19 protein-coding genes are annotated in these 23,117 nt (G+C 61.0%); 12 read left to right on the top strand and 7 right to left on the bottom strand.

Translation table 11 applies throughout. The annotated features are described in order from the left end of the window. Nucleotides 1–109: 109 nt before the first annotated feature. The 3 genes from ACM530_RS16175 to ACM530_RS16165 all read left to right on the top strand — a co-directional run bounded on the left by ACM530_RS16175 (nucleotide 110) and on the right by ACM530_RS16165 (nucleotide 4,801). Nucleotides 110–1,876 (top strand): ATP-binding protein, encoded by a 1,767-nt coding sequence (locus ACM530_RS16175; protein ID WP_416362671.1) that lies wholly within the window; start codon nucleotides 110–112, stop codon nucleotides 1,874–1,876. Then, entirely contained in the window at nucleotides 1,870–3,195 is a 1,326-nt protein-coding gene (locus tag ACM530_RS16170; protein ID WP_106578357.1) for a sigma-54-dependent transcriptional regulator, read from the top strand. Before ACM530_RS16175 ends, ACM530_RS16170 begins: the two co-directional genes overlap by 7 nt. A gap of 286 nt (nucleotides 3,196–3,481) precedes the next feature. Then, complete coding sequence (locus ACM530_RS16165) at nucleotides 3,482–4,801, top strand: MFS transporter (protein ID WP_145165403.1); 1,320 nt, start codon at nucleotides 3,482–3,484, stop codon at nucleotides 4,799–4,801. Between the two features lie 123 nt (nucleotides 4,802–4,924). On the opposite strand, the gene ACM530_RS16160 is transcribed toward ACM530_RS16165, so the two are convergent. Continuing rightward, the gene (locus tag ACM530_RS16160) at nucleotides 4,925–5,680 is read right to left on the bottom strand and encodes a hypothetical protein (protein ID WP_416362670.1); all 756 of its coding nucleotides are present in this window, start codon (nucleotides 5,678–5,680) and stop codon (nucleotides 4,925–4,927) included. A gap of 195 nt (nucleotides 5,681–5,875) precedes the next feature. On the opposite strand from ACM530_RS16160, the gene ACM530_RS16155 reads away from it, so the two are divergent. Next, the gene (locus tag ACM530_RS16155) at nucleotides 5,876–6,508 is read left to right on the top strand and encodes a flavin reductase family protein (RefSeq protein WP_242199949.1); all 633 of its coding nucleotides are present in this window, start codon (nucleotides 5,876–5,878) and stop codon (nucleotides 6,506–6,508) included. 125 nt (nucleotides 6,509–6,633) lie between these two features. Here the strand turns inward: ACM530_RS16155 and ACM530_RS16150 are convergent, their stop codons facing one another. Together ACM530_RS16150 and ACM530_RS16145 are read right to left on the bottom strand one after the other, a co-directional pair. After that, nucleotides 6,634–6,882, bottom strand: coding sequence for a hypothetical protein (locus ACM530_RS16150; protein ID WP_106578353.1), 249 nt, complete (start codon nucleotides 6,880–6,882; stop codon nucleotides 6,634–6,636). Nucleotides 6,883–6,926: 44 nt separating this feature from the next. Continuing rightward, nucleotides 6,927–7,268: an antibiotic biosynthesis monooxygenase family protein gene (locus tag ACM530_RS16145; protein ID WP_242199945.1), complete on the bottom strand. Its 342-nt coding sequence runs from the start codon at nucleotides 7,266–7,268 to the stop codon at nucleotides 6,927–6,929. 327 nt (nucleotides 7,269–7,595) lie between these two features. Between ACM530_RS16145 and ACM530_RS16140 the strand changes: the two genes are divergently transcribed. Continuing rightward, on the top strand, nucleotides 7,596–8,525 hold the full coding sequence (locus tag ACM530_RS16140; RefSeq protein ID WP_416362669.1) for an AraC family transcriptional regulator: 930 nt from the start codon (nucleotides 7,596–7,598) through the stop codon (nucleotides 8,523–8,525). Between the two features lie 124 nt (nucleotides 8,526–8,649). Here the strand turns inward: ACM530_RS16140 and ACM530_RS16135 are convergent, their stop codons facing one another. The 4 genes from ACM530_RS16135 to edd all read right to left on the bottom strand — a co-directional run bounded on the left by ACM530_RS16135 (nucleotide 8,650) and on the right by edd (nucleotide 13,776). Next, entirely contained in the window at nucleotides 8,650–10,077 is a 1,428-nt protein-coding gene (locus tag ACM530_RS16135; RefSeq protein ID WP_370004808.1) for an ATP-binding protein, read from the bottom strand. Nucleotides 10,078–10,108: 31 nt separating this feature from the next. Then, complete coding sequence (locus tag ACM530_RS16130) at nucleotides 10,109–10,843, bottom strand: response regulator (protein ID WP_416362668.1); 735 nt, start codon at nucleotides 10,841–10,843, stop codon at nucleotides 10,109–10,111. 153 nt (nucleotides 10,844–10,996) lie between these two features. Further along, entirely contained in the window at nucleotides 10,997–11,953 is a 957-nt protein-coding gene (locus ACM530_RS16125; protein ID WP_416362667.1) for a glucokinase, read from the bottom strand. Then, a complete protein-coding gene (gene edd / locus ACM530_RS16120) occupies nucleotides 11,950–13,776 on the bottom strand; it encodes a phosphogluconate dehydratase (protein WP_145165418.1) in 1,827 nt (608 codons plus the stop codon). Before edd ends, ACM530_RS16125 begins: the two co-directional genes overlap by 4 nt. A gap of 221 nt (nucleotides 13,777–13,997) precedes the next feature. On the opposite strand from edd, the gene gap reads away from it, so the two are divergent. The 7 genes from gap to ACM530_RS16085 all read left to right on the top strand — a co-directional run bounded on the left by gap (nucleotide 13,998) and on the right by ACM530_RS16085 (nucleotide 23,081). Continuing rightward, on the top strand, nucleotides 13,998–14,999 hold the full coding sequence (gene gap / locus ACM530_RS16115; RefSeq protein WP_083356951.1) for a type I glyceraldehyde-3-phosphate dehydrogenase: 1,002 nt from the start codon (nucleotides 13,998–14,000) through the stop codon (nucleotides 14,997–14,999). Between the two features lie 231 nt (nucleotides 15,000–15,230). Continuing rightward, entirely contained in the window at nucleotides 15,231–15,749 is a 519-nt protein-coding gene (locus ACM530_RS16110) for an RNA polymerase sigma factor (RefSeq protein WP_242199938.1), read from the top strand. Nucleotides 15,750–15,823: 74 nt separating this feature from the next. Then, complete coding sequence (locus ACM530_RS16105; protein WP_145165422.1) at nucleotides 15,824–16,792, top strand: FecR family protein; 969 nt, start codon at nucleotides 15,824–15,826, stop codon at nucleotides 16,790–16,792. Between the two features lie 115 nt (nucleotides 16,793–16,907). Then, on the top strand, nucleotides 16,908–19,472 hold the full coding sequence (locus ACM530_RS16100; protein ID WP_416362666.1) for a TonB-dependent receptor: 2,565 nt from the start codon (nucleotides 16,908–16,910) through the stop codon (nucleotides 19,470–19,472). Nucleotides 19,473–19,623: 151 nt separating this feature from the next. After that, nucleotides 19,624–20,232: a biliverdin-producing heme oxygenase gene (locus ACM530_RS16095; RefSeq protein ID WP_145165426.1), complete on the top strand. Its 609-nt coding sequence runs from the start codon at nucleotides 19,624–19,626 to the stop codon at nucleotides 20,230–20,232. A 169-nt stretch (nucleotides 20,233–20,401) separates the two neighbouring features. Continuing rightward, nucleotides 20,402–20,803, top strand: coding sequence for a YbaN family protein (locus ACM530_RS16090; RefSeq protein WP_145165428.1), 402 nt, complete (start codon nucleotides 20,402–20,404; stop codon nucleotides 20,801–20,803). Nucleotides 20,804–20,942: 139 nt separating this feature from the next. Further along, on the top strand, nucleotides 20,943–23,081 hold the full coding sequence (locus ACM530_RS16085) for a methyl-accepting chemotaxis protein (RefSeq protein WP_416362665.1): 2,139 nt from the start codon (nucleotides 20,943–20,945) through the stop codon (nucleotides 23,079–23,081). Nucleotides 23,082–23,117: the final 36 nt, after the last annotated feature.

The raw sequence follows: 23,117 nt of genomic DNA, 5'->3' as shown, positions 1-23,117 counted from the left end.
GCCCCCCCTACGCGGGGCAAGCCCGCTCGCCACAACAAGCCCGCTCGCCACAAACTGAACGGCGTGCATGCTATGGTGCTCACCCCTTACCGTGCCTGTTCATCACCGTATGATCGCAATCCCACGCCCCCTGCGCCTGACCTTCTATTCCCTGTTGATCATCGCCGGAGCGGTGCTGGCCGCTGCCTTGGCCACTCGCCATGCCGAACGCCAAGCCTTGGTGGATGACGCCGCCCGCGCCAATCAACAGCTCACGCTCTATGGCAATTCCCTGCACACCCTGATCGAACGCTACCGCGCCCTGCCCGCCGTACTGGCGCTGGATTCGGAAATGATCAGCGCCTTGAAAGGCCCGCTCGACGCCACCACCCAAGACCTGCTCAACCGCAAACTGGAGCGCATCAACGGCGCAGCACAGTCCTCAACCCTGGAACTGATGGACCGCAACGGCCTGGCCGTGGCCGCCAGTAACTGGAACTTGCCGAGCAGTTATGTCGGCCACAACTACGCGTTTCGCCCCTATTTCAGCCAGACCTTGAGCCAAGGCACCGGGCGTTTTTATGCGGTTGGGGTAACCACCGGCATTCCGGGTTACTTCCTCTCCAGCGCGGTGGTCGATGAACACGAGCAGTTTCTCGGCGCCATGGTCGTGAAGCTCGAATTCCCCGAACTTGAACGTGAGTGGGCCCAGGGCAATGACCTGCTGCTGGTCAGCGACGCGCGCGGCATCGTGTTTATCGCCAACCAGCCGGGCTGGCGTTATCGCAACCTGCGGCCTCTGTCGGCCAGTGACCTTGCCGAACTCAAGGCCACGCGCCAATACGATAAAAAGCAATTACAGCCGCTGCAAACCCAGACGCTGCAGCGCTTCGACGAAAACAGCCACCTGATGCGCGTCAATGGCCCTGACGGCAATGCCAATTACATCTGGGAATCCCTGCCACTGAAGGCCGAAGGCTGGACCCTGCACCTGCTGCGCAAACCGCAGTTCGCCTTTGAGGATCAGCGCAACGCCGGCCTGGCCGCTGCAGGCTCGTGGCTGGCGCTGGTGTTTCTGGTGCTGTTCCTGACCCAGCGCTGGCGCCTGGCCCGCCTGCGCCAGCGCAGCCGCGAAGAGTTGGAACAGCTTGTGGAGGAGCGCACCCAGGCGCTGCGCACGGCCCAGGATGGCTTGGTGCAATCGGCCAAACTGGCGGCACTGGGCCAGATGTCCGCCGCACTCGCCCATGAAATCAACCAGCCGCTGACCGCCCAACGCATGCAGTTGGCGACCCTGCGTCTGCTGCTGGACCACGGCCGCGTGGACGATGCCTACCAAGCGCTCACACCGCTGGACGACATGCTCACGCGCATGGCCGCACTCACCGGCCACCTCAAGACCTTCGCGCGCAAAAGCCCCAGCGGCTTGCGCGAAAAGCTCGACCTGGCCACCGTCGTCGACCAATCCCTGCACTTGCTCGACGCGCGCCTGCGCGAGGAAGCCATCGGCGTGGTGCTGGACCTGGCCCGCCCCGCCTGGGTCCGCGGTGATGCCATCCGCCTGGAACAGGTGTTGATCAACCTGCTGCGCAACGCCTTGGATGCGATGGCCGACAAGCCACGCAAACGCCTGGAGATCCGCCTGCACGCCGACCAGCAGTTGTGGCGACTGACCGTCAGCGACAGCGGCGGCGGCATTGCAGAAGAACACTTGAGCAGCGTGTTCGACCCGTTCTTTACCACCAAACCCGTCGGAGACGGCCTCGGCCTCGGGCTGGCGGTGTCCTACGCTATCGTGCATGAACTGGGCGGGCGCCTGCTCGCCGGCAACCGTGGCGACGGCGCAATATTCACCTTGACCTTACCGATTGCGCTGGAGACGCCCGACCTATGTTGAACGCCGTGATTGTGGTCGATGACGAAGCCAGCATTCGCACGGCCGTCGAACAATGGTTGAGCCTGTCAGGGTTTGACGTGCAGTTGTTCAGCCGCGCCGAGGAATGCCTGGCGCACCTGCCCAGGGACTTTGCCGGGGTGATCTTGAGCGATGTGCGCATGCCCGGGCTCAGCGGCCTGGAACTGCTGGCCGAAGTGCAACGCCGGGATGCCGACTTGCCGGTGATCCTGCTCACCGGCCACGGCGATGTGCCGATGGCGGTGGAAGCGATGCGCGATGGGGCCTATGACTTTCTGGAAAAGCCCTTCAGCCCCGACGCCTTGCTCAACAGCCTGCGCCGCGCCCTGGACAAACGCGGGCTGATCCTGGAAAACCGTCGTCTGCATCAACAGGCCGACCATCGCGCGCAGCTCGAATCGAGCCTGCTGGGCGTGTCCCGAGGCTTGCAGAACCTGCGACGTCAGGTGCTCGACCTGGCGAACCTGCCGGTCAATGTGTTGATCCGTGGCGAGACTGGCAGCGGTAAAGAGCTGGTCGCGCGCTGCCTGCACGATTTTGGCCCGCGCGCAAAAAAGCCGTTTGTAGCGCTCAACTGCGCCGCCATCCCCGAGCAGCTGTTTGAGGCCGAATTGTTCGGCCACGAAAGTGGCGCGTTCACCGGAGCCCAAGGCAAGCGTATCGGCAAGCTGGAATATGCCCATGGCGGCACGCTGTTCCTGGATGAAATCGAAAGCATGCCGCTGGCCCAGCAGGTGAAATTGCTGCGCGTATTGCAGGAACAAAAGCTTGAGCGACTGGGCTCCAACCAAAGCATTCACGTGGACTTGCGCATCATTGCCGCCACCAAGCCGGACCTGCTGGAAGAGGCGCGCGCCGGGCGCTTTCGCGAAGATTTGGCCTACCGACTGAACGTCGCACAGCTGCGCCTGCCACCTCTGCGCGAGCGCCGCGAAGACATTCCGCTACTGTTCGACCACTTTGCCCACAGCGCCGCCGAGCGCCTGGGCCGCAGCGCCGAGCCCTTGAGCGGCGCGCAACTGGGGCGCCTGCTCAGCCATGATTGGCCGGGTAATGTGCGTGAACTGGCCAACGTCGCCGAGCGCCAAGTGCTGGGCCTGGGTGAACCGGAGCCGGAAGGTATCGAGGCCGGGCAATCCCTGGCGGCGCAGCAGGAAGCCTTCGAAGCGCATTGCCTGAAAGCGGCGCTGGTGCGCCACAAGGGTGATATCAAGGCGGTGTTGGCGGAGCTGCAGCTGCCCCGTCGCACCTTCAATGAAAAGATGCAGCGGCATGGGTTGGTGCGGGAGATGTTTCTCTAGGCCAATCGTTGTGTTGACTGGCAGGCCGCTATCGGGGGCAAGCCCCCTCCCACACTTGAGCGTGTTCACAAATCAAAATGTGGGAGGGGGCTTGTCCCCGATAAGGACAGCAGCCATAAGCGGATTTCCGCTCATCACCTGAAAATCATCAGCAAATTTCCGCTCAATAAAATCTTGTAACCCTTCTATTCCGGGCCTTCACCCACCTGGCACAGCTCCTGCTATAGCCCCAGCCAGGCAGTGCTCAAGCACGCTCCATAAAAACAACTAGATGAAGGATCCTTCAATGGATAACTCCAACTCCCTGCCTCTGGGGTCGGCGGCTGCGCCGGCAAAAGAACGCAGTACTTCCAGCCGGATCAAATCGATTTTCAGCGGTTCGGTCGGCAACATGGTCGAGTGGTACGACTGGTACGTCTACGCCGCCTTCTCGCTGTACTTCGCCAAGGCCTTCTTTCCGAAAGGCGACACTACCGCCCAACTGCTGAACACCGCCGCGATCTTCGCCGTGGGCTTCCTGATGCGCCCGATCGGTGGCTGGCTGATGGGGCTGTACGCCGACCGTGCCGGTCGCAAAGCGGCCTTGATGGCTTCGGTGCTGTTGATGTGCTTCGGCTCACTGATCATCGCCCTGAGCCCGGGTTATGAAACCATCGGCGTCGGCGCACCGATCCTGCTGGTGTTCGCACGCCTGCTGCAAGGTCTGTCGGTGGGTGGCGAGTACGGTACCTCGGCCACTTACTTGAGTGAAATGGCGACCAAGGAACGTCGCGGCTTCTTCTCCAGCTTCCAATACGTGACGCTGATCTCCGGCCAACTCATCGCGCTGGCAGTACTGATCGTGCTGCAACAGGTGCTCACCACCGAACAACTGTACGACTGGGGCTGGCGCATCCCGTTCGCCATCGGCGCCCTGTGCGCAGTGGTCGCGCTGTACCTGCGTCGTGGCATGGAAGAAACCGAGTCGTTTACCAAAAAGGAAAAGGCCAAGGAAAGCGCCATGCGCACCTTGATGCGCCACCCCAAGGAACTGATGACCGTGGTCGGCCTGACCATGGGCGGCACCCTGGCGTTCTACACCTACACCACCTACATGCAGAAATACCTGGTGAACACGGTGGGCATGAGCATTTCCGACTCCACCACCATTTCGGCGGCCACGCTGTTTCTGTTCATGTGCCTGCAACCTATTGTCGGCGGGCTGTCGGACAAGGTTGGCCGCCGGCCGATCCTGATCGCCTTCGGTATCCTCGGCACCTTGTTTACCGTGCCGATCCTCACCACCCTGCACACCATCCAGACCTGGTGGGGCGCGTTTTTCCTGATCATGGCGGCACTGATCATCGTCAGCGGCTACACCTCGATCAACGCGGTGGTGAAGGCCGAGCTGTTCCCTACGGAAATCCGTGCCTTGGGCGTGGGCCTGCCATATGCGCTGACCGTGTCGATCTTCGGCGGTACCGCTGAATACATCGCGCTGTGGTTCAAGAGCATTGGCATGGAAACCGGCTACTACTGGTATGTGACGGCCTGTATTGCGGTGTCGCTGGTGGTCTACGTGACCATGAAAGACACCCGCAAGCATTCACGGATTACCACGGACTAAACAGTGTGAGAGCGGGCTTGCTCGCGAAAGCGCAGTGTCAGTCGATGTTGCTCTGACTGATCCACCGCATTCGCGGGCAAGCCCGCTCCCACATTTTGGTCTTCAGCGTTTCATAAAACAGCGTCAGGTCAGCTCTACAGGCTGCCGACGCCCATACCGGCGCTGCGCAAACGACGCCCCGGCAATCATCACCACCAACACGCCCGCCAGCACCGCCGATGAACCGATGGTGCCGAAATCCAGCCCGCCCTTTTCATGGGGCTTGGTGAGGAAATCGCCCAGGGTCGCACCGAACGGCCGAGTCAGCACAAACGCCACCCAGAACAACAGCACCGAAGAAATCTGGGTGAAATATTTAAGTGCTACCACCACCGCAATGGCCGAGCCGATCAGCAAGGCGCCACCGGCAAAACCCAACCCGGAGTCGTCCGCCAGGAAGTCACCCAACGCAGTGCCCAAGGTGTTGGAGAACAGAATCGCCATCCAGTAAAACAGTTCGCCTCGAAAGGTCTGGACCTTGTTCACGTTCAGCGAATCACCGCTGAGGTGCCACAACGCGAAGATGATCATCAGGATCACGATCAGGATCATCGAGCCGGTGGCGTACCCGAAGCCCAAGGTGCGGTCCATGAAATCCGACATCGTGGTGCCGGCGGTACTCGTGGACAAAATCACGATCCAGTACAGCACCGGGTTGTAGGTTTTCGACCAGAGCTGCGTCATCAGGGTGACGAGAAACACGCTGATCAAGATCATCGAACTGATGGCGTAGCCGACGTTCAGGGTCATCGACAACAAATCCCCGGCGGTTTCGCCCAGGGTGGTTGCGCAGATTTTCATGACCCAGAACGCCAGGGTGATCTGAGGAAGTTTGTTCATTGTGCGCAAGGCTCCGAAGCTCAGTCGTGCATTGGGCCGACGTATAGGGGGTGTCGACCTGGCGCGCAGACTGAACGGGACGCTGTGAAAAATAGGTGGGCAATCAATGAAAATTCCATCCGGCCAATGGAAATTCACCGTCATGGATTGCACTATGGCTACCTCACAGCCCCCCCGCAGCAGGAACCCCGGCCCATGTCTGACGATATCCATTTCTACGAACCCGCCAATGGCCACGGCCTGCCCCATGACCCGTTCAATGCCATCGTCGGGCCACGGCCGATTGGCTGGATTTCTTCCCACGACCGCGAAGGCCGCCTGAACCTGGCGCCCTACAGCTTTTTCAATGCGTTCAATTACATTCCCCCAATCATTGGGTTTTCCAGCGTCGGGCGCAAAGACAGCCTGAACAACATCGAACAGACCGGCGAGTTTGTGTGGAACCTGGCCACTCGCCCGTTGGCCGAACAGATGAACCAGAGTTGCGCGGCGGTATCGCCAGAGGTCAACGAGTTCGAGCTGTCCGGCCTGACGCCGGTCGCCTCGAAAATCGTCGGCGTGCCGCGCGTGGGCGAAAGCCCGGTGTCGTTCGAATGCAAGGTGACGCAGATTATTCAGCTGCAGCGCGCCGACAAAGAGTTGGTGCCGAGCTGGCTGGTGCTTGGCGAGGTGGTCGCGGTGCACATTGCCAAGTGGCTGCTCAAGGATGGGATCTATGACACGGCCGCCGCGGAGCCGATCTTGCGCGGCGGTGGCCCGGCGGATTACTTCCAGCTGGGGCCGCAGGCACTGTTCAAGATGTATCGCCCAGGCGCCACTCAGCGCTGAGTGAAAGGCAAAAAAATGTGGGAGCGGGCTTGCTCGCGAAGGCGGTGAATCAGTCGATATTTTCGGTGACTGACACTGCGCCTTCGCGAGCAAACCCGCTCCCACATTTGGATCGGTGGTGTTGATTAGTCAGCGGCAGGTGACCAGGTCAATTGCCCTTCTTCGTCCACGTCGACCAACCGCTGCAATTGCGCGGCAGCCGCATCGTCGGCGTCGTCAGCGGTCTTGAACGTGTGGCCTTCAAGGATCTTGTGAAACCTGGGGGCGCCCATGCCATCCAGTGCCTTGACGGCGATGGCGGCGCTGTAGCCACCCTCTTCTTCACGCACCAAGGCGGAAACGGCTTCGTGGTGGGCAAACTCTTTACGTGCCATGTTGCAGGTCCTGGCCAATGGGAAAGTCGGCCATTCTAACCTTCTCAACCGGCCAGTTGCAGGTACTCGCCGTAGGCATGCGCCGCGGATGCATCAGTAAAGGTCTGGAAGTCCATGCTGCGCACCACCATGTCGTTCAACAGCTCGGTGAAGACCATCAAGGCGGGTGAGTTGAAGTAGGCGCTCATCGCCTGCTCGCTACTCCAGAAGCCGCAGATCAGCCACACATCGGGATCCACTTGGGAATGCTGCAACGAGAATTGCAGGCAACCCTGAGCCTGACGGCCCGGTTCGATCAAACTGCTCAAGCGTGCACCGAGTTCGGTGCTGCACCCGGTACGGGCACGGATAAAGGCCATATGGCTCGCGGGAATGGGGGTGGACATGTTCGACTCTCCCGTTGAGAAGTGATGCTCGGCAAGCACTGTGAGGGCGTGCTGCCACAGGATCAAAGATAACGGCGCGGGTGCAGGCGCGGTTAGTCAATTCCTGCCGGCTTATTGCACAATCCTGCCAGAGGCGTAGATAAGACGTTTGGCCCCGGGGGTTTATTCCATGGCCATGTTCAGTGTTTCAGGCAGATGACAGGCACTGCACTTGCCTGATTCGCGACTTATCGCAGGATCAGGCAAGGATTGTGCAGGATCGACGTAACACTTTCTCAAAAGCCGCCGCTAAGCTGATCCCATCAAAAAGCTTGTAGAGGACACGTCATGTCGTCGTCGGAACATAAGTCCACTCCCCTCGATGCCGAGACGGAAAAACAGCGCGCCGAACTCGCCAGCATCGTGCACCGGCATACCTGGGAAGATGGCTCCTACGGCACGGCGATCACCTCGTTGTTCCTCAACCGCCACAACACGCCGCGCGACTTCATGCCGGTGCTGGTGGAACCTGCGCTGTGCATCCTCGCCAGCGGCAGCAAGGAAGTACGCCTGGCTGACGAAATCTTCGCCTACGACCCGCTCAACTATCTAGTGTTCTCCGTGGCGATGCCGGTGGCCGGGCGGATCATCGATGCCACGCCCGAAGATCCCAACCTGTCGGTGCGCATCAATATCGACCCGGCGCAACTGACGGCGCTGATCGCCGAGGCCGGCCCGATGGGCGTGCCCTCGCGCCCGACCTCACGCGGCATGTACGTCGACCGCATCGACACTCAATTGCTTGACGCCGTGCTGCGCCTGGCGCGCCTGCTGGATACGCCCAAAGACATCGCGATGCTGGCGCCGTTGATCAACCGCGAGATTCTTTACCGCTTGCTGCGTGGGCCGCAGGGTTACCGGCTGTATGAAATCGCCGTGGCCAACAGTCAGAGCCATCGTGTGAGCCAGGCCATCAAGTGGCTGAACGGCAACTATGAACAGCCGCTGCGTATTGACGACCTGGCCCGCGAAGTAAACCTCAGCGTCTCGACGTTGCACCACCGCTTCAAGGCGATTACCGCGATGAGCCCGCTGCAATACCAGAAGCAGTTGCGCCTGCAGGAAGCGCGGCGTTTGATGATTGCCGAAGGGCTGGAAGCCTCGGCGGCGGGGTATCGGGTGGGGTATGAAAGCCCGTCGCAGTTCAGCCGCGAGTACAGCCGGCTGTTTGGGGCGCCACCGCTGCGGGACCTGGCGAGAATGCGCCAAAGTATCTGACCCACCACAAGTATCATTGTGGGAGCTGGCTTGCCTGCGATGGCGGTGGGTCAGGCAGCGAATGTTCGACTGATGCACCGCCATCGCAGGCAAGCCAGCTCCCACATTTGAACCTTGGTGTTCTTTAGTCCAAGGTCCGGGGCAACTGCAAAGTGACGCGCAAACCACCCTCGCGCAAATTCTGCAAACTCACCTCACCGCCATGGCTGTGGGCGATGTTGCGCGCAATACCCAACCCCAAACCATAACCCTGCTGCTGCCCGGCCAACCGAAAGTGCGGTTCAAACACTTGCTCCAGCCGCTGCTCCGGCACGCCAGGGCCTTCGTCGTCGACGTGCAGGATAAATTCCGCGCCATCGTCTTCGATGTGCAAATGCGCGTTCTGCCCGTACTTCAACGCGTTGTCAATCAGGTTACCGATGCAGCGCTTGAGCGCCAGCGGCTTGCCTGCATACGGCGCCAGGGCGCGGCCATCCTGGGTGATGCGGCCATTGCCGTTAGGCGCCAGGTACGGCTCCACCAGGCAATCAAGGACGTGATTGAGGTCGACCGGCTCGATGTTTTCGTGGATGTCAGTGTCTTTCACGCATTGCAGCGCGCCCTTCACCAGCAACTCCAATTCATCCAGGTCGCGACCGAACTTGGCTTGCAGGTTCTCGTCTTCGAGCAGCTCCACGCGCAGGCGCAAGCGGGTGATCGGCGTGCGCAAATCGTGGGAAATCGCGCTGAACAATTGGCTGCGCTCGGTCAGGTACCGGCTGATGCGTTCGCGCATGGCGTTGAACGCACGGCCCACTTCCACCACTTCGCTGCCGCCGCCTTCGGCCACCGGCTCGACATCCGCGCCCAGGGACATATCACGCGCCGCCCGCGCCAGACGCTTGAGCGGTCGGCTTTGCCAGTGCACCAGCAGGCCGATAAACAACAATAGAAAACCGCTGGTCAGCACGATAAACCACACCTGCTGCGACGGCAGGCCCTGTTCTTCAAGGCTGGTGTAGGGCTCGGGCAACAACGAGGCGATGTACAGCCATTCGCCCGGCGCCAGCTGGATCTGCGTGACCAGCACCGGCGGATTCACCGGCTCCAGGGTCAACGCGTAATGCGCCCAGGACCGCGGCAGTTCATCGAGCTTCAGGCCAGCGTTGAAAATGCGCAGGTCTTCGGCACTGACGAACTCCACCGAGATATGCACGTCGCCGCCCAGGGTCTGGCGCAAGACTTCGTCTACCGCTTGCAGAACCGCCTGTTTGCGCGGGGTCTGCGGCAATATCTGCATATCCAGAGGTCGGTCGTTGAGGGTCACCACAAAACGTGTGCCGCCCATGCTGCGCAACTGGTCCAGCACCAGCGGGCGGTAGGCCACCGGCAACGAGCGGAAATAACTCACGCTGGCCGTCATCGAATGCGCCAGGCTGCGGGCGCTCGTGACCAGGCCTTCGAGCTGGGTGGCGCGCAATTGCGAGACCCAGATCACGCTGGACAGCGCCTGGGCGAACAGCACCGCGAGCAAGGTCAGCAGCAACATCCGCCCCAGCAGCGAGCGCGGCACCGGGAAACGGCGGCGGCGTTCGCTTAAATGCTCAGTGGGCATTGCCGGCAACCACGCTGGCTGCCAGTTGATAACCACTGCCGCGCACGGTGCGGATCAGCCGTGGGGGTTTTTCGGTATCGCGCAGGCGTTGGCGCAAGCGGCTCACGGCCATGTCGACGATACGGTCCAGCGGCATCAGGTCGCGGCCACGGGTGGCGTTGCCGATGGTGTCGCGGTCGAGAATTTGTTGCGGGTGATCGAGAAACAGTTTGAGCAGAGCAAAGTCGGCGCCGGAAAGAATCACCTCTTCGCCGTCCACGTGAAACAGGCGATGGCTGATCATGTCCAATCGCCATTCACCAAACACCCACACATCGCCGCCGCTGCTGCGTTCCTGGCCGAACTGGGCGCGGCGCAGCAAGGCCTTGATTCGCGCTTGCAGCTCGCGCGGGCTGAACGGCTTGCCGATGTAGTCGTCGGCGCCCAGCTCCAGACCGATCACGCGGTCGGTTTCATCGGAACTGGCAGTGAGCATGATGATCGGCACCTGCGCCTGGCGCGGGTGCTGGCGAATCCAGCGACAAAGGCTGAAACCGTCTTCGTCGGGCAGCATCACATCGAGGATGACCAGATCGCACGGCGCCTCATTCATCGCCTGGCGAAACCCTGCACCATCCGGCACGCCACGCACCTGGAAGCCGGCGCGACTGAGGTAGGTTTGCAGCAATTCGCGGATTTCCTGGTCGTCGTCGACGAGGAGAATCGATTTACTGATTGCGCTCACGGGGTCCTCCTTGTTGTTATGGCCAAGCTTGAGTCATCTGTTGCCCTTGAGGCCCTATCGCGGGCAAGCCCGCTCCCACATTTAAACTCATTCCAACTGGATGAATGCGGTTGAATGTGAGAGCGAGCTTGCTCGCGAAGAGGCCATCACTGCCTACGCAAAAGCCTGCTCAAGTGCCACACCCGCCCCGGTCAACCCGGAATACGGCGCGGTCACCAACCACACCGGAATGCCTTTGAAATAATCGCTCATGCAGCCTTTGTCGCTGAAGCTCTTGGCAAAGCCGCTGTTGATAAAGAAGTCGGCAAAGCGTGGGATGACCCCGCCCACGATATACACGCCAGCGCGTCCACCGGTGGTCAGCACGTTGTTGCCGGCCACGCGGCCCAGCCAGATGCTGAACTGGTTCAACACTTCGATCGCCACCGGGTCCCCGGCCAGGCCGGCTGCCGTAATGGCTTCGGGCGTGTCCAGCACTGGCGTGTGCCCGTCGACCGCGCAAATCGCGCGGTACACCCGTGGCAGGCCGCCGCCGCTCAAGGCGGTTTCGGCACTGACGTGCCCGATTTCGGTGTAGATGTGCTGCCACAGCTGGGTTTCACGCGGGCTGCTCAGCGGCAGGTCGACGTGGCCGCCCTCCCCCGGCAGCGCCGCATATCGGCCTTCGCCCAGGTCCAGCAAGGTGCCGACGCCAAGGCCGGTGCCCGGCCCGATCACCACCGCCGGGCGCAGCGGTTCCGGCGTGCCTTCGCAGACCACGCGAAATTCGTCGGGCTTGAGGCGAGTCATGCCCAGGGCCATGGCCGTGAAATCATTGACCAACAGCAACTCATCCACCTGCAAGGTTTTACAGAATGCAGTTTTGCTCAGGCGCCAGTGATTGTTGGTGAATTTAAATTCATCGCCACTTACTGGCCCGGCGACCGACAGGCATACCGCGCCGATGTCCCCGATTTCCAGGCCTTCTTCCTTGAGGTAGACCTTGATGGCCTCCTCAGGGCTGTGGTGATCCGCGGTGGCATGCACGCGGATCGAGTGCAGTTCCTGATCCCGCCACAACGCAAAACGGGCGTTGGTACCACCGATGTCACCGACCAGCGCAAGCTTCACTTAAGCGTCTCCAAGGCAGAGGTAAAGGCGCTGGCGCCCTGCTCTGCGGAGCTTGCGGCCAAGCGCATAAATGCAAACAGCTCACGCCCCGCCCCCACGTTGTTGCCCAACAGGCCCGTGGCAGGCGTGCGCGCTGCGAACTCTTCGGCGTCCACCTTAAGCTCCAAGGTGCCATTCACGCCATCCACGCGAATGATATCGCCATCTTTGACCCGCGCCAGCGGCCCGCCGCTTTGAGCTTCGGGGTTGACGTGAATCGCGGCAGGGATCTTACCCGACGCGCCGGACATACGCCCGTCTGTCACCAATGCCACTTTGAAGCCACGGTCCTGCAACACACCCAGGAACGGCGTCATCTTGTGCAATTCCGGCATGCCGTTGGAGCGCGGGCCCTGGAAACGCATCACCGCGACAAAGTCTTTTTCCAACTCACCGGCCTTGAAGGCGTCGGCCAGATCCTGTTGATCCTGGAACACCACGGCCGGTGCTTCGACGATCTGGTGCTCCGGGGCAACGGCGGAGACTTTCATCACACCACGGCCGAGGTTGCCTTCCATCACGCGCAAGCCGCCTTCGGGCGAGAACGCACGGGCCACGGGGCGCAGGATGGTTTCGTCGAGGCTCTCGATCGGGCCATCGCGCCAGATCAACTCGCCGTCGACCAGGAAGGGCTCCTGGGTGTAACGGCTCAGGCCCTTGCCGGCCACGGTATTGACGTCTTCGTGGAGCAAACCGGCTTCGAGCAGTTCGCGGATCAGGAACGACATGCCGCCCGCCGCCTGGAAGTGGTTGATGTCGGCCTTGCCGTTTGGATACACGTGGGACAGGGTCGGCACCACCTCGGAAAGGTCGGCCATGTCCTGCCAGGTGAGGATGATCCCCGCCGACATGGCGATGGCCGGCATGTGCAGGGTGTGGTTGGTGGAACCGCCGGTGGCGTTGAGCGCGACGATGGAGTTGACGATGGATTTTTCGTCGACGATCTCGCCGATTGGCGTGAAGTTGCCATTGGCTTTGGTCAGGCGCGTGACCTGGTGCGCGGCTTCGCGGGTCAGCGCGTCACGCAGCGGCGTGTACGGGTTGACGAAAGAGGCGCCCGGCAAGTGCAGGCCCATCACTTCCATCAGCAGCTGGTTGGTGTTGGCGGTGCCGTAGAAGGTGCAGGTGCCGGGGCTGTGGTAGGACTTCATCTCCGATTCCAGCAGCTCTTCGCGGGTGGCCTTGCCTTCGGCGTAGCGCTGGCGCACGTCGGCCTTCTGCTTGTTGGAGATGCCCGAGGGCATCGGGCCGCCCGGCACAAAGATCATCGGCAGGTGGCCGTAGCGCAGCGCGCCCATCATCAGGCCGGGGACGATCTTGTCGCAGATGCCCAGCATCAGCGCGGCGTCGAACATGTTGTGGGACAGCGCTACCGCCGTCGACATGGCAATGACTTCACGGCTGAGCAGGCTCAGCTCCATGCCGGGTTCGCCCTGGGTTACGCCATCGCACATGGCAGGCGTGCCGCCGGCGAACTGGCCGACCGAGCCGACTTCGCGCAGGGCCTTTTTGATCTGTTCAGGGAAATGTTCGTACGGCTGGTGCGCCGAGAGCATGTCGTTATATGAGGAAACAATTGCCACGTTGGCGGCGTTCATCATGCGCAGACTATTTTTATCTTCAGTGCCGCAGCCCGCCACGCCGTGGGCGAAGTTGGCGCATTGCAGCTTACCGCGCATCGGGCCGTCGCTGGCGGCGCCGCGAATGAGCGCAAGGTAAGCCTCGCGGGTTGCACGACTGCGGGCGATAAGCCGTTCGGTGACCTCAATTACACGGGGATGCATGTGTAGAACTCCAGGCTAACGGATGTGGCGACCCTCGTTCCTATGCTGATCAAACGCCCGCAGCTCATGGGATGGCAGGGTGTCGCTTGTATCATCGGACCAGTTGATTCAGGTCACTCGTTGTAGATTGAACAAAATATTGCCACTAAAAAGGCTTGTTTTCTATTTTTATGCGAATAATCTTGTAATTCTTACAACAAATCGACGACAGGCACTTTCCAATGACTCTTCGTATCGCAATCAATGGTTTTGGCCGTATCGGCCGTAATGTCCTGCGCGCACTGTATACCCAAGGCTACCGCCAGGATTTGCAGATCGTCGCCATCAATGATTTGGGCGACAGTTCGATCAATGCCCACCTGCTCAAATACGACACCGTACACGGTACTTTCGAAGCAGAGGTTGCCCACGATCAGGAAAGCCTGACCGTCAATGGTGACCGGATTGCCGTCAGTGCCATTCGCAACCCCGCTGACCTGCCATGGGCGGCGCACAAGATCGACGTGGTGTTCGAATGCACCGGTCTGTTCACCGACCGTGACAAGGCGGCCGCTCATATTACCGCCGGCGCGCGCAAGGTAATCATCTCGGCCCCGGCCAAAGGCGCAGACGCCACGGTGGTGTACGGGGTGAACCATGACATCTTGCGCCAATCGCACCAGATCATTTCCAACGCTTCCTGCACCACCAACTGCCTGGCGCCTGTGGCTCAGGTGCTGCACCGCGAGCTGGGCATTGAAAACGGTTTGATGACCACCATTCACGCCTACACCAACGACCAGAACCTGACCGACGTCTACCACACCGACCCGTACCGCGCGCGTTCGGCCACCCAGAACATGATCCCAAGCAAGACCGGCGCCGCTGAAGCGGTAGGCCTGGTGCTGCCGGAACTGGCGGGCAAGCTGACCGGCATGGCGGTGCGGGTACCGGTGATCAACGTGTCGCTGGTCGACCTCACCGTGGAGCTGAAGAAAGAAGCCACCGCCGAGCAAGTCAACGCGCTGCTCAAAGAAGCCAGCCAGCACTCGAAAATCCTCGGCTACAACACCCTGCCGCTGGTTTCCAGTGACTTCAACCATAACCCGCTGTCGTCGATTTTCGATGCCAATCACACCAAGGTCAGCGGCAAATTGCTCAAAGTGCTGGCCTGGTACGACAACGAGTGGGGCTTCTCCAACCGGATGCTGGATAACTGCCTGGCGCTTTGCAACGCGGAGTAAGCAGGCAACGAAGCGCTCTGTGGGAGCGGGCTTGTGTGGGAGCGGGCTTGCTCGCGAAGGCGATGGTTCAGTAGGCATCTTCGTTGACTGACACCCCGTATTCGCGAGCAAGCCCGCTCCCACATGAGTTTTGCGCGCTACCCAGCCCCTTGTAGGCTCACAGCAATAGCCACTTGCCATTTCCGTTGATGATAAGCATTATCATTAACTGCAAATCGATCTGGTAGCACTGTGAGCCAATCTCGCTTCAACCAAGTCTTTATCACCCAACGGGTGATTCTGCTTCGCACCTTGCAGCGGATGGTGAATAACCACAGCACCGCCGAGGACCTGCTGCAGGAAACCTACCTGCGCGTCACCCGGGCCCTCAGTGAGCGGCCGATCGACCACCTCGAACCCTTCGTCTACCAGACTGCCCGCAACCTGGCGCTGGACCACCTGCGTTCGCGGCGCATTCAAGCCCGCACGCTGCAGGAAGATGTCCCGCTGGACGTGCTGCAAAGTGTCGCCGCGCCCATCAGCACGCCCGAAGACGCCACCCAGGCCGAGCAATTGCTCGAACACCTGAGCATCAGCCTCGGCCAGCTGAGCGCACGCCAACAGCAGATATTCATCCTCAGCCGCCTGCATGGTTGCAGCTACCAAGAGATTGCCGACCAGTTGCAAGTGTCCTTGAGCACCGTGCAAAAGGAACTGAAATTGATCATGGCCATCTGTGTAGGAGTGGCTGAACGGCTGGATCAGCCTTAAGCTTCAGCCGACAGATATGGCGATCCAGTCTGTAGGAAAGATGAATAGAACGTGGCGAAGACCCGAGGAACACCGTGACAGACCCGAATAAACTGCGCCCCCATGAGCTGGCTCATGAGGTGTTGCAAGACACTGCCATGGACCAGGCCCTCGACTGGCTGATCGTCTTGCAGTGCCCGCAACCCGGGCAGCAAGCGCAGTTCGATGCCTGGCTGGCCAGTGACCCGGCACACGTACACGCATTCAACAAAGCCCAAACCGCCTGGGGCGGAGCGCCAGTGCACAGCGCCGCCGTGGCCCTGGCAGCGCCGCGCAAACCGAGCGTCTGGCGCCGGATAAAACCGCATTGGAAACCCTTGGCCACCGCCGCCGTGCTGTTGATCGGCCTGTTCAGCTTCAGCAACCTGCCCGTGCGCCTGCAAGCCGACCACCTCACCGTCGTCGGTGAACGCCAGCGCGTGCAATTGGACGACGGCTCCAAAGTACTGCTGAACACCAACTCGGCGTTTTCCAGCAGCATCAAAGACCACCAGCGCATCGCGCGCTTGTACCAAGGCGAGGCGTTTTTTGAAGTTGCGCCCAACCGCGGCCTGCCCCTGGAGATTGACGCCGGGCCAGTACGCGCCAGCGTAAGCGACACCGACTTCGCCGTGCGCTACCTCAACGGCGAGGCCCAAGTGCAGGTGCAGCGCGGTGACGTCGACCTGAGCAATACCTTCGACGATGCCCGCGTGCGCCTGCGCGCCGGTGAGAGCATCCGCATCGGCCCCAAAGGCTTTGGCCAACCCGCCAAGCTGGATGTGAGCAAGGACCTGGCCTGGGTTCAAGGTCGGCTGGTGTTCGAAAACTGCCCGATGAGCGACGTGCTGGCCGAGCTGCGCCGCTATTACCCGGGCTGGATCATCAACACCAACGACAAGCTCGCCAGCACAGCCGTCACCGGCAACTACCGCCTCGACCAGCCTTTGGACGTGGTGCGCTCGCTGGCGCACATCACCTCGGCCACGCTCTCGGAATACCCGGCGCTGGTCATTCTGAACTAAATGAGAATTATTTTTACTCGATGTTAACCGGCGGTACGTCTCGTTATAGCCAATGCAACTGATTCCTATTTGATTCGGTTCGCAACTATAAGATTCGTACTCCGGAGCGCTCTCGATGTCCTCTCGTTTCAACCGCCGGTCTTCTTCGCCCGTCCTGTCATTGCTGACCGCTGCCATGCTGCTGGCCAGCGCGCCAGTCATGGCCGCCACTGCCGCCGAGCCGGTTGCCCGCAGCCACGGCAACTACAATTTCAGCATCGAGCAGCAGCCGTTGGTCTCGGCGCTGAACGCGTTTACCGCCGTGACCGGCTGGCAAGTCGGCCTGCCAGCAGAGCTGGGCCAAGGTGTCTCGTCCCCTGGCGCACGCGGCCCGCTGTCACCCGAAAAAGCCCTGGACCGGTTGTTGGTGGGGACCAACCTGAGCTATCGCAAACTGGGCACTAACAATATCGTGCTGGAAAAACGCGCAGCCGGCAGCGTGCTCAACCTGCAACAGGTGACCATCAGCGCCACGCGTAACGAACAGGACGTCAACAGCGTGCCCAGCACGGTCACTGTGCATGATCGCCAGGAACTGGACCGCCAGAACGTCAACACCATCCGTGAACTGGTGCGCTACGAGCCCAACGTGTCAGTCGGCGGCGCAGGCACCCGCGCCAGCAACGCGGGCTACAACATTCGCGGCATCGACGGCGACCGCATCCTCACCCAAGTCGACGGCGTCGAAGTGCCGGACAACTTCTTCAACGGCCCCTACGCCAAGACGCGCCGCAACTACGTCGACCCGGAAATCGTCAAGCGCGTGGAAATCCTGCGTGGCCCGGCCTCGGCCTTGTACGGCAGCAGCGCCATCGGCGGCGCGGTGAGCTACTTCACCCTCGACCCGGACGACATCATCAAGCCCGGCCAGGACGTCGGCGCCCGCCTGAAAACCGGCTACAGCTCCGCCGACAACAGCTGGCTGACCTCCGGCACCGTTGCCGGCCGCGTGCAGGACTTCGACGGTTTGCTGCACTTGAGCCAGCGCAATGGCCATGAAATGGAATCCTACGACGGCAACAACGCCACCGGCCTGGCCCGCACCGGTGCCAACCCGGAAGACGCGCGCACCACCAATATCCTGGCCAAATTGGGCTGGAATTATGGCGATGACAACCGACTGGGCCTGACCTACGAGAAGTTCAAGGATGACCGCGACGTTAACCTGAAAAACGCCGTGGGCGGCCCGTTCATCGGCGGTCGCGGGATGAATTTGTACCGCGCCCGCTCGGGCAACGACACCATCACTCGCGAGCGCTTCGGCCTGGAAAACACCTTTGCCATCGAGTCGCCGATTGCCGATCGCATCAAGACCAGCCTGAACTACCAGATTGCCAAGACCGACCAGACCACCGCCGAAATCTACCAGGCGGGCCGTCGCGTATTACGCACCCGTGACACGCTTTACGAAGAAAAACAGTGGGTCTTCGACGCCCAACTGGACAAGGCTTTCAACCTCGGTGAAACCGATCACCAAGTGACCTATGGCACCACACTCAAACAGCAGAAGGTCACCGGCTCGCGCGAAGGCTCGGCCTCCTGCCTCGCCGTCGGCTCGGGTTGCACAGCCATCGGCGCACCCAGCCCACAAGCCAGCGACAGCGTGAAAAAATCCAGCGACTTCCCGGACCCGACCATCAACACCTACTCGCTGTTCGCCCAGGACCAGATCACCTGGAACAAATGGACCTTCCTGCCGGCAGTGCGCTATGACTACACCCAGCTCAAACCCAAGCTGACCCAGGAATTCCTCAACACCGTAAACCCGACCGGCGCCTACCCGGTCAGCGACAAAGAAAAAACCTGGCACCGTGTAACGCCCAAATTCGGCCTGACCTATGCGCTGACCGAGCAATACACCTGGTTCGGTCAATACGCCGAGGGTTTCCGCACGCCATCGGCCAAGGCGCTCTATGGTCGCTTTGAAAACCTTAACCTGGGCTATACCGTCGAGCCGAACCCGAACCTCAAGCCGGAAACCAGCAAGGGCATCGAAACCGGGATTCGCGGCAATTTCGACGAGGGCTCTTTCGACATCGCGGTGTTCTACAACAAGTACCGCAACTTTATCGACGAAGACGCCTCGGTCGCCGGCGGTGACGTACAAACCTTCGAAGCCAACAACATCAAGCACGCCACCATCAAAGGGGTTGAAGCCAAGGGCCGCCTGAACCTCGACGCGTTCGGCGCACCGCAAGGCCTCTACACCCAAGGCTCGGTCGGTTACACCTACGGCCGCAACGACGACAACAGCGAGCCGCTCAACAGTGTCAACCCGCTTAAAGGCGTGTTCGGCCTGGGCTACGAGCAAGAACAATATGGCGCGCTGGTCAGCTGGACGCTGGTCAAAAAACAGAACCGCGTCGACAGCACCACCTTCCACGCACCGGATGGCAGCACCAGTGCGCCGTTCAAAACGCCAGGCTTCGGCATCGTCGACCTGACCGGTTACTACAAAGTCACCGACGATGTGACCATCAACGGCGGCCTCTACAACCTCACCGACAAAAAGTACTGGAACTGGGATGACGTGCGCAGCTACGACGGCGTCGGCGAAGCCGGCGTGACAGCGCCCGCCAACCTCGACCGCCTGACCCAGCCCGGCCGCAACTTCGCGATCAACCTGATCTGGGACATCTGATAGCCCTTCACCCCAAATGCCGCCTCCTCACCTCGCCGGAATTTCACCGGCGAGGTGAGGATTTTTTACTGTGCCGCGTCTTCTTGTTCGTCTAGTTGATAACAGCTCTCTTTAGGGCACCCAGGCGCTACTCTTCTCAAGGACTTTTTCGATGACCGCTTCCCCTACCGCAGAACGCCCAAGCCTGCGCTCCCAGCGCCTGAACCAGATCACCAACGCGCCCCACACCAAGCTCGATGCGCTGGTCAAAGCCCACGCCCCGTTCGAAACCCAAGCCAACTTCGCCCGCTTCGTGGTCGCGCAGTACCTGTTCCAATCGGAACTGGTGGCGCTGTACAACGACCCTGAGCTGATCAAGATAGTCCCCGACCTGGCTGAACGCTGCCGCGCCGAAGCCGCCAAGCTGGACCTCGGCGACCTGGACACTGAAGTGCCTGCACCGGTCGCCGGCGCTGTCAAGAACCCGAGCAAGGCCGAAGCCCTGGGCTGGCTGTTCGTCTCCGAAGGCTCCAAGCTGGGCGCCGCGTTCCTGATCAAACGCGCCGTGGGCCTGGGCCTGAGCGAAACCTTCGGCGCCCGTCACCTCGGCGAGCCGGCCGGTGGCCGTGCTGAAGGCTGGAAAAGCTTTACGCGTACCCTCGACGGCCTTGAGTTCAGCGCCGAAGAAGAAGCCGCAGTAGAAAAAGGTGCAATCGACGCGTTTGTGCGCTTCACCGTGCTGCTGGAACAGGCGTACGCTAGCGCCCCTGAATTGGCGTAAATGTTCCGATAAACACTGGCTCAATGTGGGAGCTGGCTTGCCTGCGATGGCGGACTGCCTGTCTACACATCGGTGCCTGGCCCACCGCTATCGCAGGCAAGCCAGCTCCCACATTTGAGCGCATTCCAATTCAAATAATTTGTAACCTCCTCAGCAGATAAGCTTCAGCATGACCGGCAAAACCCAATCCACCTCAAAAATCGCGCAGATCCTCTTCGGCCTGCTGGCCTACGTCAGCCTGGGCATTGGGTTGGTGGCGATTGTCATACCGGGTTTGCCCACCACTGAATTCATCCTGCTTGCCGCCTGGGCCGCGACCAAAAGTTCGCCGCGCCTGAGTGCCTGGCTGGAAAACCACCGGCTGTTCGGGCCGATCCTGTTCAATTGGCGCAACGGCAAGATCATCGCGCGCCGTGCCAAGGTCAGCGCCACCGTCAGCATGCTGCTGTGCGCCGGTTTGATGCTGGTGATGCTCGATCACGGCTGGCCGATCTACCTGGCAATCGCCGGCATGAGCCTGGGCAACCTGTGGATATGGTCACGCCCGGAACGGCTTGCAGCCCCCGTATAGCGCGGCGTGTAGTCTTTTTCCTACCGCTCATCGCCTTTCCCTCATGAAACATCTCGTTACGCCGATGTTCCGGACATAGCGCCGAATGGACTTGGCTCGCCCTGCTTGCAGGTCAATAAGTCCAATCGCGAGTGAACCTATGTTCGACACCCTCTCTATCCGCTTGAAAATCGTGCTGCTGTCCGGCCTCTGCCTGTTGGGGGTGATTGCACTGGTCGTCGGCATCAACCTCTACGAAGCCGATCAGAACAACCGGCTGGTCAGCGATTCAAGCTCGCGAATGCTCACCAACAGTGTGCAGAACCTGTTGAAAGCCAAGGCCGGTGAACAGGCGGTACAGCTGCAGAAGACCTTTGGCGAAAGCCTGGTGGTGGTCACCGCACTGGCCGACCAGATCAAGGGCCTGCGCACCACCGCCGCCAAGCGCGGGCTGGAAGCGGGTGCCCTGCGTGAAGAGCTCAACCAGAGCCTCAAGACCGCCTTTGAGCGCAACACCAAGGTGCTGGGAATCTGGCTGTCGTTCGAACCCAATGGCCTGGATGGCAAGGACAGCGAGTTTGTCAACGACAAGGCCCGCGTCTCGAATGAAAAAGGCCGCTTTTCGAGCTACTGGAGCCGCGCCGCCGGTGAAGGCCTGAACACGGTGATGGTCGAGGAAGACCTGACCAAAACCACCCTCAATCTCAGCGGTACGCCCTACAACATTTGGTACACCTGCCCACGGGACACGCGCACTGTTTGCCTGCTTGACCCGTACTCCGACGACGTGGCCGGCAAGCAGGTGCTGATGACCACCCTCTCGCTGCCGTTGGTCGTCGACGGCAAGGTCATCGGCGTGGTCGGCGTGGACCTGGCCCTCAACACCCTGCAGGCGGTGACCGACGCAGCACAAAAAGAACTCTTCGACGGCGCCGCGCACCTGGAGATTCTCTCCAGCACCGGCTTGATCGCGGCCTACAGCGGCGAGCCGGCGCGGGTCGGCAAAAACCTGATCGACACCCTGGGCGCCGAGGGCAAAGAGATTGTGCAATTGCTGGCCAACGACACGCGCACGATCCGCGAGCAAGACGACACGATCCGCGCCGTGTACCCGGTCAAGCCGATTGCCGAAGCCAAGTCCTGGGGCATCGTGATCAAACTGCCCAAGAACGTGATGCTGGCTGACACCTTGAAACTGCAAGGCGTCCTCGACAACGCCCAGGAAGCCGGCACGCTCAAGGCCTTGCTGGTCGGCGCCGCCGCCGCATTGCTGGGCCTGGTGCTGATCTGGCTGACCGCCACCGGCGTGACCCGCCCGATCAACACCGTGGCCGCAATGCTCAAGAACATCGCCAGCGGCGAAGGCGATCTTACCCAGCGCCTGACTTACGCCAAAAAAGACGAACTGGGCGAACTGGCAAACTGGTTCAACCGCTTTCTCGACAAGCTGCAACCGACCATCGCGCAGATCAAACAAAGCATCACCGAAGCACGCGGCACGGCTGATCAGTCATCAGCCATCGCGCGCCAGACCAGCGAAGGCATGCAGGTGCAGTTCCGCGAAATCGACCAGGTTGCCACGGCGTCCAATGAAATGAGCGCCACCGCCCACGACGTGGCCAACAGCGCGTCCAACGCAGCCAGCGCGGCACGCGGCGCGGACCAGTCAGCACGCGAGGGCATGTCGATCATTGAGCAGAGCACCCGCGACATCACCACCCTCGCCGAAGAAGTCAGCAAGGCAGTGAGCGAGGTTGAGGCCTTGGCGGTGAACAGCGAGCAGATCGGTTCGGTGCTGGAAGTGATCCGCAGCATTGCCGAGCAGACCAACCTGCTGGCCCTCAACGCCGCCATCGAAGCGGCGCGCGCCGGGGAAAGCGGGCGTGGGTTTGCGGTGGTGGCCGACGAAGTGCGCAACCTGGCCAAACGCACACAGGATTCGGTGGAAGAAATTCGCCTGGTGATCGAGCGCATCCAAAGCGGCACCCGTGGCGTGGTGGCAACCATGCATTCCAGTCAGCACCAGGCCCAGAGCAATGCCGGGCAGATCCATCAGGCCGTGCAGGCGTTAGGCAAGATCAGCGACGCGGTCACAGTTATCAGCGACATGAACCTGCAAATCGCCAGCGCCGCCGAGCAGCAGAGCGCCGTGGCCGAAGAGGTCAATCGCAATGTCTCGGCAATTCGCACCGTGACCGAAACCCTGACTGGCCAGGCCACCGAGTCGGCGGCCATCAGCAGTCAACTGAATGCCTTGGCCAGCCAGCAGATGAAGTTGATGGATCAGTTCAAGGTGTAACACCACTGCTGAAACCGATAGAGGTCTCTGTGGGAG

Source organism: Pseudomonas sp. NFX183, assembly GCF_047943075.1.
In the GTDB taxonomy this organism is placed as follows: Bacteria; Pseudomonadota; Gammaproteobacteria; order Pseudomonadales; family Pseudomonadaceae; genus Aquipseudomonas.
This window is presented reverse-complemented; position numbering and strand designations above follow the sequence as displayed.

Excerpts from the sequence above, each read along its gene's own strand:
- ACM530_RS16160 (WP_416362670.1), bottom strand. The coding sequence starts at position 5,680 with ATGAACAAACTTCCTCAGATCACCCTGGCGTTCTGGGTCATGAAAATC.
- ACM530_RS16095 (WP_145165426.1), top strand. The coding sequence starts at position 19,624 with ATGACCGCTTCCCCTACCGCAGAACGCCCAAGCCTGCGCTCCCAGCGC.
- ACM530_RS16175 (WP_416362671.1), top strand. The coding sequence starts at position 110 with ATGATCGCAATCCCACGCCCCCTGCGCCTGACCTTCTATTCCCTGTTG.
- ACM530_RS16090 (WP_145165428.1), top strand. The coding sequence starts at position 20,402 with ATGACCGGCAAAACCCAATCCACCTCAAAAATCGCGCAGATCCTCTTC.
- gap (WP_083356951.1), top strand. The coding sequence starts at position 13,998 with ATGACTCTTCGTATCGCAATCAATGGTTTTGGCCGTATCGGCCGTAAT.
- ACM530_RS16170 (WP_106578357.1), top strand. The coding sequence starts at position 1,870 with ATGTTGAACGCCGTGATTGTGGTCGATGACGAAGCCAGCATTCGCACG.
- edd (WP_145165418.1), bottom strand. The coding sequence starts at position 13,776 with ATGCATCCCCGTGTAATTGAGGTCACCGAACGGCTTATCGCCCGCAGT.
- ACM530_RS16100 (WP_416362666.1), top strand. The coding sequence starts at position 16,908 with ATGTCCTCTCGTTTCAACCGCCGGTCTTCTTCGCCCGTCCTGTCATTG.
- ACM530_RS16165 (WP_145165403.1), top strand. The coding sequence starts at position 3,482 with ATGGATAACTCCAACTCCCTGCCTCTGGGGTCGGCGGCTGCGCCGGCA.
- ACM530_RS16155 (WP_242199949.1), top strand. The coding sequence starts at position 5,876 with ATGTCTGACGATATCCATTTCTACGAACCCGCCAATGGCCACGGCCTG.
- ACM530_RS16085 (WP_416362665.1), top strand. The coding sequence starts at position 20,943 with ATGTTCGACACCCTCTCTATCCGCTTGAAAATCGTGCTGCTGTCCGGC.
- ACM530_RS16140 (WP_416362669.1), top strand. The coding sequence starts at position 7,596 with ATGTCGTCGTCGGAACATAAGTCCACTCCCCTCGATGCCGAGACGGAA.
- ACM530_RS16145 (WP_242199945.1), bottom strand. The coding sequence starts at position 7,268 with ATGTCCACCCCCATTCCCGCGAGCCATATGGCCTTTATCCGTGCCCGT.
- ACM530_RS16150 (WP_106578353.1), bottom strand. The coding sequence starts at position 6,882 with ATGGCACGTAAAGAGTTTGCCCACCACGAAGCCGTTTCCGCCTTGGTG.